This window comes from Shewanella hanedai (genome assembly GCF_007197645.1).
In the GTDB taxonomy this organism is placed as follows: Bacteria; Pseudomonadota; Gammaproteobacteria; order Enterobacterales; family Shewanellaceae; genus Shewanella; species Shewanella hanedai.
In genome coordinates this window covers 16,600-29,062 of sequence record NZ_VKGK01000052.1, presented here as the reverse complement: position 1 = coordinate 29,062, position 12,463 = coordinate 16,600, and the positions used below count along the sequence as shown (strand labels likewise).

General features: G+C 43.9%; 12 protein-coding genes. 10 read left to right on the top strand and 2 right to left on the bottom strand.

Features of this window, described 5'->3' with window-relative positions; translation table 11 throughout:
* Positions 1-927: 927 nt before the first annotated feature.
* The 3 genes from FN961_RS24620 (at position 928) to FN961_RS24610 (ending at position 3,265) form a co-directional block, all read left to right on the top strand.
* The gene (locus tag FN961_RS24620; RefSeq protein WP_144042790.1) at positions 928-1,155 is read left to right on the top strand and encodes an amphi-Trp domain-containing protein; all 228 of its coding nucleotides are present in this window, start codon (positions 928-930) and stop codon (positions 1,153-1,155) included.
* A gap of 403 nt (positions 1,156-1,558) precedes the next feature.
* Positions 1,559-2,554 carry an FUSC family protein gene (locus tag FN961_RS24615; RefSeq protein WP_144042789.1) on the top strand — a complete coding sequence of 332 codons (996 nt, stop codon included), beginning with the start codon at positions 1,559-1,561 and terminating at the stop codon, positions 2,552-2,554.
* A gap of 165 nt (positions 2,555-2,719) precedes the next feature.
* Positions 2,720-3,265, top strand: a complete 546-nt coding sequence (locus tag FN961_RS24610; protein WP_144042788.1) for an Mpo1 family 2-hydroxy fatty acid dioxygenase — start codon at positions 2,720-2,722, stop codon at positions 3,263-3,265.
* Between the two features lie 156 nt (positions 3,266-3,421).
* Here the strand turns inward: FN961_RS24610 and FN961_RS24605 are convergent, their stop codons facing one another.
* On the bottom strand, positions 3,422-4,702 hold the full coding sequence (locus tag FN961_RS24605) for an HlyC/CorC family transporter (protein WP_144042787.1): 1,281 nt from the start codon (positions 4,700-4,702) through the stop codon (positions 3,422-3,424).
* A gap of 164 nt (positions 4,703-4,866) precedes the next feature.
* The gene (locus tag FN961_RS24600) at positions 4,867-5,655 is read right to left on the bottom strand and encodes a cytochrome C assembly family protein (RefSeq protein ID WP_144042786.1); all 789 of its coding nucleotides are present in this window, start codon (positions 5,653-5,655) and stop codon (positions 4,867-4,869) included.
* 440 nt (positions 5,656-6,095) lie between these two features.
* Here FN961_RS24600 and ffh point away from each other — a divergent pair, with 440 nt between their 5' ends.
* From ffh to tyrA, 7 genes are all read left to right on the top strand, one after another.
* A complete protein-coding gene (ffh, locus tag FN961_RS24595; RefSeq protein ID WP_144042785.1) occupies positions 6,096-7,469 on the top strand; it encodes a signal recognition particle protein in 1,374 nt (457 codons plus the stop codon).
* A gap of 202 nt (positions 7,470-7,671) precedes the next feature.
* Positions 7,672-7,923, top strand: coding sequence for a 30S ribosomal protein S16 (gene rpsP, locus FN961_RS24590; protein ID WP_144042784.1), 252 nt, complete (start codon positions 7,672-7,674; stop codon positions 7,921-7,923).
* Between the two features lie 20 nt (positions 7,924-7,943).
* The gene (gene rimM / locus FN961_RS24585; RefSeq protein ID WP_144042783.1) at positions 7,944-8,474 is read left to right on the top strand and encodes a ribosome maturation factor RimM; all 531 of its coding nucleotides are present in this window, start codon (positions 7,944-7,946) and stop codon (positions 8,472-8,474) included.
* A gap of 15 nt (positions 8,475-8,489) precedes the next feature.
* Positions 8,490-9,236 (top strand): tRNA (guanosine(37)-N1)-methyltransferase TrmD, encoded by a 747-nt coding sequence (gene trmD, locus FN961_RS24580; RefSeq protein ID WP_144042782.1) that lies wholly within the window; start codon positions 8,490-8,492, stop codon positions 9,234-9,236.
* 35 nt (positions 9,237-9,271) lie between these two features.
* Positions 9,272-9,625, top strand: coding sequence for a 50S ribosomal protein L19 (gene rplS, locus FN961_RS24575; RefSeq protein ID WP_144042781.1), 354 nt, complete (start codon positions 9,272-9,274; stop codon positions 9,623-9,625).
* A 299-nt stretch (positions 9,626-9,924) separates the two neighbouring features.
* A complete protein-coding gene (locus FN961_RS24570; protein ID WP_144042780.1) occupies positions 9,925-11,019 on the top strand; it encodes a 3-deoxy-7-phosphoheptulonate synthase in 1,095 nt (364 codons plus the stop codon).
* Between the two features lie 60 nt (positions 11,020-11,079).
* Positions 11,080-12,219 carry a bifunctional chorismate mutase/prephenate dehydrogenase gene (gene tyrA / locus FN961_RS24565; RefSeq protein ID WP_144042779.1) on the top strand — a complete coding sequence of 380 codons (1,140 nt, stop codon included), beginning with the start codon at positions 11,080-11,082 and terminating at the stop codon, positions 12,217-12,219.
* The last annotated feature ends 244 nt before the right edge of the window (positions 12,220-12,463 follow it).

Here is a 12,463-nt window from a genome sequence, read left to right as displayed (position 1 = left end):
GGGTGCTGGGTAACAGAATACGCCTTAGTGGAGGCTTGAGCCGTATGCAGTGAAAGTTGCATGTACGGTTCTTAGGAGGGCGGTACTTGGTAACAAGTGCCGCCTATCCGACAAAAATGAGTTAGCTACTCGAAGAACCTAAATCGAAGAGATAAACAATCAGGTGTGAATGCGGCTGAGGGCGTTGGTGGCAAGGATGCCACCGTCGAGCTTACAGGGATTGTACTTGCAGCGTCCCGCAGAAGTATTTACACATCGGCCTGCTGCAAGCAATAAACACCAACTTGGCAATGATATTAGTTCAATTGCCAAGTACCAATCCAGCCCAATGAAACCAATTCCGGAAAAGATATTTGAAACTTGCTATCAGGCAAGTCAGCACGTTTTTGTCCAAAACCGTGCACAAGTAAATTTAAAATCGAAGAGATAAACTCTCGGATGTAGATGCGGCAATCAGCTTAGATTAAATGGCCGTTTAATGACATCCATGTCACCACGGTATTTGTTCACATCAAATGTCATTGTAGAGGCTATAGGGACCCATTCAGTTAATAGAGAGGGAGTTGTGTCACAGAAGTTTCAGCACATCAGGTGGTTCACTCACATCTGACCCATAGGGATATGGGAAATGTCATTATGATGTAGGGAACATCGTTGACCTGCCACTGCGACATTGGTGCATCCCTACACAGCAGCAGCTGCAAGCAATAAGTACCAGTTTAGCTATGGTATTCATCAAACTAACCAAACACCAAACTGGCTCAGTGAACCAAACCTAAAAAGATCTGTTATTAGACAAGTCGTAACCAATGAGCTGAAATTTATCCAAGTAAGCTTTGATAATTTAGGTTCAAATAACGTAATCTAATACTGATTGGTATCAATCTTCAGTGATTGAATTATCACAACCTATAAAGGAATATGGTCATGGCGAAGAAAGAAGATAGAGATATTGAAAAAGACTACCCAACGGCGGATTTTGTGGCCAAGTTGCGAAGACTGGCTGATTCCCTTGAAAGTGGCAGTAAATTTGAGATTCAAATCGCGGGTGAACGTATCTATGTGCCGGTGAGAGCGCAGTACAATATAGAGCATGAGCGTGAAGGGGATGAAGAGGAGATAGAGTTTCAAATCAAATGGACTCACTCTAGTTAACTGATTTTAATCATACCCAATAAAAAACCACCGCTTAGGTGGTTTTTTAGATTATGGGCCTAAATATACGTAGGCCTTACTTGTGCCGTGTGTCAGGATACTTGTTATAATACCAATTCCATTAATAATGTGATCTTTCAGCGGGAGTTCAAAGCCCTGTAGGCAAGACGGAGGCTTGAAGCTAATAGTTATTCTATATCAAAAGCCTCTAACGTAGCATAAAGGGCTTTGAAACCCGCACTACGTGAGCCTCTCAGGCATTCCACTTCTGCTTTACATTAACTTAAAAGGGAATAACCATTTCTTCATCAATGTGCCTTGAATTGAAAAGCCTGAGTGGCTCTGAATTGATCACTTATTTAATGGAACTGGTATAAGTTAAGGTTATTGGGAGGGGGAGGTTGTGCTAACAATACCGACCAAAGATGATTGGACCCGTGGCAGTTTGTACGCCATATCGATGGGCATTCCGTTGCTCATCGGCCTAGGGATGGGAAGAGAAATTTCGGCCTTTGTCGCCCTTGGAGCCCTGTTTAGTCTAAGACTTGATCCCCGTAGTGAATCTAAAACATATCGCACTATTGCCATGGTCGGTGGCATGATATTGGTGATCTTGTCTGGCATGTTTGGCTCACTATTGGTGGGACACATAGAACTGGCTATTTTGGCCATGGTTATCATTAGTTTTTTAGCTGGGCAGCCTAAGCCTGATCAAACCTACTTTACGCTGCTAGGTAAATTTGTGGCTGCGGCATTATTGCTTGAAGAGATGGGGATCCCCGCCACTATTTATACGGCGTTGGCGTATTTTATTGGGGCTTTATTGGGAGCGGGACTTAGTATTGCGCAAACACGCTTTTTTCCTTCACAAGCACAGGCCTGGTCTCCAGACCTTGAATGGCGCCGCCTTTGTGAAGGGGAGATCAATGGCCCGCTTTATGGCTTTACGTTAGCCATCACTATTTTAATTGCGACATTAACCGCACATTACCTGCATGCTGAGCATGGGGTGTGGGTCGGCCTAACCGTGCTTTTTGTCATGCACATTGATGGTGCAAGTGCATTGAAGAAGGTTTGGAAACGAGTTGCCGGCACCATGCTGGGAGTGAGCTTGGCCTATGTTGCGGTGGTGTTCATGCCTACTTGGAGTTTTCCTTTGCTTGTGATGCTTACGGCGCTTTTTTTACCAAGTGCATTACGACAAAACTACCTTGTTTTTAGCCTGTTAATTACCCTGGTTATTTTGCTGGTGTTTGATTTAGCAGTATTACAGCAAGGGGGTGATAGAACCCTCATATTATGGCGTTTGTTTGATACCTTGATTGGCTGCGCTTGGGTCGCTATCAGTGTGAGTCTGCTGTCTTTATGGAAACAATATCGACTTAAGATGTTTTTTTGACCTTTTACTCTATTCAAAGCGCTTAAAATCCATTAGGTTTAAATGAGACGTACGTACACTTAATTGCTAATGCGAACCTAGAAGCTGCAACTAACAGAATCGTTAGCCAGTAGGTGTCGTGCTTTATCAAGACATTAAAACCATACCTAGAATGGAGAAGAGCAGATGAAATCCGCCGAAGAACAGTTGTCGACCTATAAAAGTGTCCACTTAAATCCAAAGAACATTAATACGCATTTTATAGGCGTGCCGCTGATTATCTGGTCACTGTTTTTACTGCTCAATCTTATTCCGATTAATTTTTTTACTCTGGATAGTTTAGGGCTCAATATTAATCTTGCCTCGGTATTTGCTATCGGCATTTCAATCTATTACATCAAGCTGCATGCCCGTATTGCCATTGGTTTGGTGATGTTTATTATTCCTGTACTTTATACATCAAGTCTTGTGGCGCAGCAGTCAGGCGGCTTATGGATAGCGCTCTCTGTGTTTGTGGTTGGTTGGATTATTCAATTGATAGGGCATCAATATGAGAAAGCGAAGCCCGCTTTTATCGACGATTTAAACCAACTTTTGATTGGTCCATTTTTTCTGATGGCAGAGGTCTACTTTTTTCTGGGCTTGGAGCCAGAGTTGGATAAACAGATAACGCCGATGGCGGTTGAAAAACGTCGTGCACTTGAAGCAGAACGACGAGCTATGAGTTCATAAAAAGTAGGGATTATTTTTCTATTTTAATGTTTAGTTGGTGCTGTTTATTTTGCATTTAGGAGTAAATTTGCCTGACTTTTTATACATTAAATCTAGCAAATCTGGCAAATTTACCTTGAAGGTGACTCATCTCTAAGCTGTTGTAATCGATTGTGTCTACTTGGCTTTTTTAGATTTTAAATAGTATTCCGGCATAACCCTCACCATTTTGACTTTATTCTCTTCCACTTCCACTATCTCAATCGGGTAACCCGCGATGCGCATACTGGTATTGGGAGGGGGGATCTCTTCGAAGTACTCGACAACGAGGCCGTTGATGGTTTTAGGGCCATCGATAGGGAAGTGCCACAACATCTCTTTATTGAGTTCACGGATGTTGATGGTGGCTTCGATAAGGTAACTACCATCTTGTTGTTTGTTTATCTCTTCACTTGGCGTGGGCTCTGGTGAGGTGGTGAAGTCTCCCACTATCTCTTCGAGAATATCCTCTAAGGTCACTAGGCCTTGAATATCACCGTACTCATCGACCACCAATCCTATGCGCTCTTTATTTTGCTGGAAATTACCTAGCTGCACATTGAGTGGCGTACCTTCGGGGATAAAGTAGAGCTCTTTTACTGCACGAAGTAGCGAAGACTTACTGAACTGATTTTTAGATTGCAGGCGCAGCGCATCTCTTAGATGGACAAAGCCGACTGCGTCATCGATATTATCGCGATAAAGCAGAACCCGGGTATGAGGACTTTGGATCACTTGCTTGGTGATGCTTTTAAAATCGTCATTGATATTGATGGCGAACAGATCTGAACGTGGGATCATGATGTCTTCTACGGTTACTTTTTCAAGATCCATAATCGACAACAACATCTCCTGGTGACGTGTTGGAATAAGTGCGCCTGCTTCATGTACGACGGTTCTGAGCTCCTCTTTGCTTAGCGCATCAGATGATCTAACAGAGCGGATGCCTAAGAGGCGCAGTACACCTGAGGTGATAAAGTTAACGATTTTGACTAAAGGTGATAGTACGACTAGTAACCATTTGAGAATAAAGCTTGAAGGAAAAGCGACACGTTCAGGATGCAATGCGGCGATGGTTTTTGGCGTGACTTCAGAGAAAACTAACACGACTAACGTTAAGGCACCTGTGGCAATGGCGACCCCCACGTCGCCAAACAATCTTATTCCAATGATGGTTGCGATGGCAGAGGCCAGAATATTCACCAGATTATTACCAATAAGAATCAAGCCTATCAGTCTGTCTGGTCGCTCGAGCATCTGCATAGCCCGCTTTGCACCTTTATGCCCTTTAGAGGCTAAGTGCTTTAACCGATAGCGGTTAAGGGACATCATGGCGGTTTCAGACCCTGAGAAGTAGGCTGAGAGAATGAGCAGGAAGACAAGAATAATAAGAAGTGTGCTGGTTGATATGGTGTCCAAAAAGGAGCTCCATTAGTCTGGTTATAAATTTGTGAAACGGGCAAACAAGCAATAGAAACTAGTAATTACAGCGATTTTATTAATGTGTCAAGTCAGCCCTTTTATCTCTTTCATAAAAATGTCATAAACATTTGAAAGAAAAGGGCTGATCAACAGAGTTTGATTTACGTTAAAATAAGCTCTTTAACGATTCGGGCACCAAAATAAGCCAGTGATAATAGGGTGGCTCCCGACAGAGTATAGATAACCGCCGTTCTGATCTTACAGCCCACCCAATATTGCTGAGCCAACATGGCGATATAGGTAAACCAGGCGAGGATAGAAAGTATGGCTTTATGCCCTTTACCCTCTTCAAACATGTCATCGAGGAAGATGAAACCTGTGGCCAGCGATAAACTGAGTAAGATAACTCCCACAATCACTAAGTGGTAAAGTTGTTTCTCGACAGTCATCAAAGGAGGCATGGCTGGATTCATGATCAGCTTTTTACTCTTAAGCTTGTTTTGAATCATGGCGAGCTGTATGGCATATAAAGCGGCAATCATAAGCGCACTGTAGGCCATTAGCGAGAGGACCACATGAACAAGAATGTCAGGGTGGATCTCAAAGTGGGTGATATATTCTGGTGGCACTAACCAGAGCAGGGCTACAGAGATGATAGAGCAGGCATAAACAACGGGGACAACCACAATCATTTTGAGTCTGAATAGCAGTACCGTAAAACTAAATGCAATGATCCAGTTAACTAAAGAGATCACATTAGTGAGGCTGAAATTCTGTCCGTCACCGGTGAACATGGCTTGTGAAAGTGCTGCTGCGTGTAAGATAACAGCGATGGCTGCGACACCAGCGACTAGGCGGCGATTCGGACCGTCAGTATGAAACAATCGGCTGACGACTAGCACTAAGGCGATGCAGTAAAAAAACATGGCTGAAGCAGAAAATATAACCATCGAGTATTAACCTATCGTTTTTGTTTGCGATGCTAGTGTCTCGTTCTTGAGCTGAACTCAATGAGAGTTTAGGTTAAGAACAAGCAAAGACTATATGAAAACCTACAGTTAGAATAACACGAGCCGCGACTAATTGTGCAGTAGGTTTAAGCACAAAAATTAGTGCTTTCTGAGCGTTAGGCCTAAGTTTCGAACATTTGTTGTTCAATTAGATGTAAAATGCTGCCGGGAAGTTTTGCTATGACTATTTACTTCGCCTTTAAGTGACGGATGAACGAATCACTTAGACATCGATTCCAGCAGCTTGATCCAGTTTGTCAGAAATAACACTGCGCTGTATTTACACTGATCACCGTAAGGGGAGCAACTAGCTTCTTTGGTGAGCTTGAGTATATAATGCAGCCCTATCAACGTAACCTCTAAATGGTAAGAACACGATAATGTTTGAGAACTTAACGGACAGACTGTCACGTACACTGAAAAATATTAGTGGTCGTGGTCGCTTAACAGAAGACAATGTTAAGGAAACCTTGCGCGAAGTGCGTATGGCGCTACTCGAAGCTGATGTGGCCTTACCGGTAGTACGTGACTTCGTTAATAGTGTAAAAGAGCGTGCCGTAGGACAGGAAGTTTCTAAGAGTCTCAGTCCGGGCCAAGCCTTTATTAAGATAGTTCAGAGTGAACTAGAAAACGCCATGGGCGCAGCGAATGAAGCCCTAGACCTATCGGCTCAACCGCCGGCAGTGATCATGATGGCGGGTCTTCAAGGCGCAGGTAAAACGACCAGTGTCGCCAAGCTTGCTAAGTTCCTGCGTGAGCGTGAGAAGAAGTCCGTTCTGGTTGTAAGTGCCGACGTATATCGTCCAGCAGCAATCAAGCAGCTAGAAACCTTGGCAACTGAGGTCGAAGTTGAGTTTTTCCCATCAGATGTAAGCCAAAAGCCTATCGATATCGTCAATGCGGCGATGGCGCATGCCAAGCTTAAGTTTATTGATGTGGTTATTGTCGATACTGCAGGTCGTTTGCATGTCGATGAAAGCATGATGGATGAGATCAAAGCGCTTCACGCTGCGGTTAATCCAGTAGAAACCTTGTTTGTTGTCGATGCGATGACAGGTCAAGATGCTGCGACGACAGCAAAAGCCTTCAATGAAGCTTTGCCGTTAACCGGCGTGATATTGACGAAGGTTGATGGTGATGCCCGTGGTGGTGCTGCTTTATCTATCCGTCATATTACTGGTAAGCCAATTAAATTTTTAGGTGTGGGTGAAAAAACCGATGCCTTAGAGCCTTTCTATCCAGACCGCATTGCATCACGCATCTTAGGCATGGGCGATGTACTGTCACTGATTGAAGAAGTTGAGCGCGGTGTCGATAAAGACAAAGCGATGAAGCTTGCTGCTAAAGTGAAGAAAGGCGGTAATTTCGATCTTGAAGATTTCCGCGAACAACTTCAGCAGATGAAGAACATGGGCGGCATGATGAACATGATTGAGAAACTACCTGGTGTGGGTCAATTGCCACCAGAGGCGCTCGCTCAAGTTCAAGATGGCAAGATGACAAACCAGATGGAGGCGATTATTAACTCCATGACTAAAGGTGAGCGCGCGCGTCCTGATATCATTAAAGGTTCTCGTAAGCGTCGTATTGCCCAAGGTTCTGGTACACAAATTCAAGACGTCAATCGTCTGCTAAAGCAGTTTACTCAGATGCAGAAGATGATGAAAAAAATGTCGGCGAAAGGCGGCATGAAAAAGATGATGCGCGGCATGAGTGGTATGTTGCCACCAGGCATGAAGATGCCAGGCCGCTAATATAAATTCAAATAGAGAAGCCTGAGTTGGGGATTTACCTGACTCAGGCTTCTTTGCTTGTTTATTAGTGGTCAAAAAACATTGCATTCGTCGGCGAGTGAGGTAAACTCGTCCGGCTTTCTACACTGGGACACTTCGCGAACACGGAGTCCCAGTATTTATTTTGCTTCGAAGAAGCAAACCATTAGAGGATTGAAGACGCATGGTTACCATTCGTTTAGCTCGTGGCGGCGCAAAAAAGCGTCCATTTTATAACATCGTTGTTGCTGACAGCCGTAATGCCCGTGATGGTCGTTTCATTGAGCGTGTTGGTTTCTTTAACCCAATGGCTCGCGGACAGGAAGAAACTTTACGTTTAGACCTAGACCGTGTTGAGCACTGGGTAACTAACGGTGCTGGAACATCTGATCGCGTAGCAAAGTTGATCAAAGACGCACGTAAAGCTGCTGCTTAATAGCGTTAAGGTATAGTTTGATGAGTAGTAAACAAGAACCTGTCGTACTGGGTAAAATAGGCTCCAGTCATGGCATTAAGGGTTGGTTGAAGATCACTACCTATACCGATTCTGTTGAAGGCATTTTTAATTATTCACCTTGGTTGATTAAAGAGCAGGGTGAGTGGCGCGAAGTAAAAGTTATCCAGTGGCGTTGTCAGGGAAAAGCTGTAGTGGCTTCTCTTGAAGGCATAGAGACACGGGATCAGGCTCAGATGCTCACAAATTGTGAGATAGCTGTGTCTGCAGAACAGATGCAAGATCTACCGGAAGATGAATTCTACTGGCGTGATCTCATCGGTTGTGAAGTAACGAATACTAAAGGCTACAAGATGGGTAAAGTTCAGGAGATCGTGGAAACAGGATCAAATGACGTCCTTCTTGTTAAAGCTAACGCAAAAGATGGCTTCGGCAAAGCGGAACGAATGATCCCCTTTGTCACCGAGCAGTTCATCGTAGAGGTGAATCTTGCAGAGAAACAGATCTTAGTGGATTGGGATCCGGACTTTTAAGTCGAGGTAGGACATATGTGGTTAGGGGTAGTAACCCTGTTTCCAGAGATGTTTCGTGCCGTAACAGACTTTGGAGTAACGGGTCGGGCCGTTAACAAAGGCCTGCTTGAGTTGCAAACGTGGAATCCAAGAGATTTCACCCATGATAAACATAACACTGTGGATGATCGCCCTTATGGTGGTGGTCCTGGAATGTTGATGATGGTGCAACCCTTACGCGACGCTATTCATGCAGCGAAAGCTGCGGCTGGCGACAGAGCGAAGGTGATTTATCTATCTCCTCAAGGACGCAAGCTGACTCAGCAAGGCGTCGAAGAGTTAGCTAAATCGGACAGTTTGATTTTAGTGTGTGGTCGATACGAAGGTGTTGACGAACGCATTATACAAACTGAAGTGGATGAAGAGTGGTCAATTGGAGATTACGTGCTTTCGGGCGGTGAACTTCCAGCGATGGCTCTGATTGATTCAGTATCTAGGTTAGTTCCGGGTGTACTCGGTAAACAAGCCTCGGCAGAGCAGGATTCCTTCTCTGATGGTTTATTGGATTGTCCCCACTATACTCGCCCTGAAAGCTTGGATGGTTTAGCTGTACCAGCAGTTTTGTTAAGTGGCAACCACGAACATATTAGACGCTGGCGTTTGCAACAAAGTCTCGGAAGAACTTTGTTAAGACGACCAGAATTATTAGAAAATCTAGCTCTGACTGACGAACAAACGAAGCTTTTAGCTCAGTTTGTTGATTCAACAAATGAGTGTGGATAGTTACGATCAGTTATTACTAGTATGGAGTTTATTTCATGAATAACATCATTAAAATGCTCAACGAAGAGCAAATGAAGAAAGATGTACCAGATTTTGGTGCAGGCGACACAGTAGTTGTTAAAGTACGTGTTGTTGAAGGTGGTAAAGAGCGTCTACAGGCGTTTGAAGGCGTTGTAATCGCTAAGCGTAACCGCGGCGTTCACTCTGCATTCACTGTACGTAAAATCTCTAATGGTGAAGGTGTTGAGCGTGCATTCCAAACGCATAGCCCAATCATCTCTGATATCGAAGTTAAGCGTCGTGGCCGTGTTCGTCGTGCTAAGCTTTACTATCTACGTGATCGTTCAGGTAAGTCTGCACGTATCCGTGAGAAGCTAGCTACTAAGTAATTAGTCGCTATTGCTTTAAAGTAAAAAAAAGACGCAGTGTTCGCACAATAACCCGCCAATAGGCGGGTTTTTGTGATCTTGGGGAAAGCGAAAGCCCCAAGCCCTCAGTTCCCGAATTTTGTTTTAGTGGTAAATCTTGCTTGATCTTAGCGTTAAGTATAGGCATAGTTACTTTAACTTGTAATGGTGTAGCATTACAGCTTTACGGTTTATATAGATAAAGCAAATAATACCAAGCGGTATCACGGTTCGTAGTGTCGCGACATTCAGGCAATTTTAGGAATTATCAGGTGGTTAGTATGCAGCAAGATACGATAAATAATGTTCATATCAGTTCAGAGAAAGTGTTAGTGACGCCACAGGAGCTAAAGCTTGAGTTGCCTTTATCTGACCATGCATACCATTACGTGCTAAATGCTCGCAAAACTGTCGCTGATATCGTACATAAACGCGACAACCGTGTCTTAATCGTAACCGGTCCTTGCTCAATCCATGATATCGACTCAGCCAAAGAATACGCGTTAAAGCTTAAGAAGCTGCACGATGAGCTTAGTGATGATTTCTTCATCTTGATGCGAGTTTACTTCGAGAAGCCAAGAACTACCGTGGGTTGGAAGGGAATGATCAATGACCCAAATATGGATGAATCATTTGATGTCGAGAAGGGATTGCGTAAAGCGCGCGAGTTGATGATTTGGTTGGCTGAACTCGGTTTACCTGTCGCAACTGAAGCGTTAGACCCTATTAGCCCTCAGTACATGTCAGAGTTGGTGACTTGGTCAGCGATTGGTGCGAGAACGACCGAATCGCAAACCCACAGAGAGATGGCGTCAGGTCTGTCTATGCCAGTTGGTTTTAAAAATGGCACCGACGGCAAGTTAGGTGTTGCAATTAATGCGCTTGAATCCGCGGCTAGCAGTCACCGGTTCATGGGGATTAATCAGAAGGGGCAGGTTGCCTTACTGCAAACGGCTGGAAACCCTGACGGTCATGTGATTTTACGTGGCGGTAAAACACCAAACTATGATGCTAAAAGCGTAGAAGATTGTGAGCAACAGCTACACAATGCAAACCTGAATGCGCGTTTAATTGTCGATTGTAGCCATGGAAACTCTTCAAAAGATCACCGTAAGCAAAAAGGTGTCTGTGAAGATGTTTTTAAGCAGATTTTATCTGGTAATCAATCTATTATTGGGGTGATGCTTGAGAGTCACCTCAATGAAGGTAACCAAAGTAGCAATAAACCAATGAGTGAACTCGCTTACGGTGTATCGGTAACCGATGCCTGTATCGATTGGGCAACGACAGAGCGATTATTACGTGAAGGTGCAGCATCATTATCTTCTGTACTGACAAGCCGATTCGATATACCAAATAAAGTGGTCAATGGTTAACATTTTGACTGTCGGGTTTCACTGAGTTTTTGTACACCTTCTTTGATGGAAAGATAAACAATGAATGAGAGAACGACGGCCGAACTTGAAAATTTAAGAGGCCTGATAGACGGTGTAGATCAGCAATTGATTCATCTACTGAGAAAACGTTTAGATCTGGTTGCTCAAGTGGGTGCTGTAAAACACGGGGCTGGCTTGCCTATTTATGCTCCTCAGCGAGAAGCGGCAATGTTGTCCAAGCGTCGTGATGAAGCAGAGAAGATGAACGTATCACCGCAACTTATAGAAGATATTCTACGACGCTTAATGCGCGAGTCTTATCTTAACGAGAAAGATATTGGTTTTAAGCAGGTCAACCCAAATTTAGGTCATGTGGTTATTGTGGGCGGCAGTGGCAAACTGGGTGGTTTGTTCTCACAGATGCTAGTGCTATCTGGCTATCAAGTAAAAGTTATCGATAAGGATGATTGGGCCAGAGCTGATGAGATTTTTGATGGTGCAGGTCTCGTCATTGTGACTGTGCCGATCGGGATCACATGTGAATTGATTAAGGATAAACTGACCAGCTTGCCTGCTAACTGCATATTGGCTGATTTAACCTCAATTAAAGGTGAGCCAGTTGAAGCCATGTTAGCGGCGCATAGCGGCCCAGTTGTTGGTTTACACCCGATGTTTGGCCCTGATGTGGGCAGTTTGGCAAAACAGGTTGTAGTGGTGTGTCATGGCCGAGACAGCGATAAGTATCAGTGGCTGCTTGAGCAGATTGAAATATGGGGCGCACGAATCGTCGAAGCTGAGCCTGAAAAACATGATAAAGCGATGCAACTGGTACAGGCAATGCGACACTTCTCCTCTTTTGTTTATGGTTTTAACCTCTACAAAGAGGAAGCAGATATAGAGAGCTTGCTGCAATTTAGCTCACCTATCTATCGCTTGGAGCTTGCCATGGTGGGTCGTTTGTTTGCTCAAAGCCCAGATCTCTATGCTGACATAATCTTTGCTCAAAAAGAGAGTATGCAAGCGATCGGTGATTATCTGGATAACTATTCTCACGCATTGTCACTGTTACAAGCTGGCGATAGAGAGGCGTTTGTGGCTGAGTTTAAAGAAGTGGCACAGTGGTTTGGTGACTTTGCCCCTCAATTTCAGCGTGAGAGTCGCGCCATGCTGCAGTCTGTCAATGACATGAAAACCGGTTAATCAGTAATAAATTGACCAAACAACAGGGAGCTTAGGCTCCCTTTGTTGTTTTAGTTATTTTCTACCCTTGTTGATAATCTTTTCCCTTTCTTCTTTAGTAATACTTATGACTGACTCATCATTGATGAATTTGATCTGCCTCAATGTTTCTGCCATTAAATAAAATTCTGCTATCTAACAGGCAATGCTTACCTTTAGACTAGATTTAAAGATGCAAATAAAAAGCATGATTAAAAATTTAGGA

What these genes read in the sequence shown, in the direction of transcription:
- FN961_RS24620 (WP_144042790.1), top strand. Translation starts at nt 928, where the DNA reads ATGGCGAAGAAAGAAGATAGAGATATTGAAAAAGACTACCCAACGGCG.
- FN961_RS24610 (WP_144042788.1), top strand. Translation starts at nt 2,720, where the DNA reads ATGAAATCCGCCGAAGAACAGTTGTCGACCTATAAAAGTGTCCACTTA.
- FN961_RS24600 (WP_144042786.1), bottom strand. Translation starts at nt 5,655, where the DNA reads ATGGTTATATTTTCTGCTTCAGCCATGTTTTTTTACTGCATCGCCTTA.
- ffh (WP_144042785.1), top strand. Translation starts at nt 6,096, where the DNA reads ATGTTTGAGAACTTAACGGACAGACTGTCACGTACACTGAAAAATATT.
- rpsP (WP_144042784.1), top strand. Translation starts at nt 7,672, where the DNA reads ATGGTTACCATTCGTTTAGCTCGTGGCGGCGCAAAAAAGCGTCCATTT.
- rimM (WP_144042783.1), top strand. Translation starts at nt 7,944, where the DNA reads ATGAGTAGTAAACAAGAACCTGTCGTACTGGGTAAAATAGGCTCCAGT.
- trmD (WP_144042782.1), top strand. Translation starts at nt 8,490, where the DNA reads ATGTGGTTAGGGGTAGTAACCCTGTTTCCAGAGATGTTTCGTGCCGTA.
- rplS (WP_144042781.1), top strand. Translation starts at nt 9,272, where the DNA reads ATGAATAACATCATTAAAATGCTCAACGAAGAGCAAATGAAGAAAGAT.
- FN961_RS24570 (WP_144042780.1), top strand. Translation starts at nt 9,925, where the DNA reads ATGCAGCAAGATACGATAAATAATGTTCATATCAGTTCAGAGAAAGTG.
- tyrA (WP_144042779.1), top strand. Translation starts at nt 11,080, where the DNA reads ATGAATGAGAGAACGACGGCCGAACTTGAAAATTTAAGAGGCCTGATA.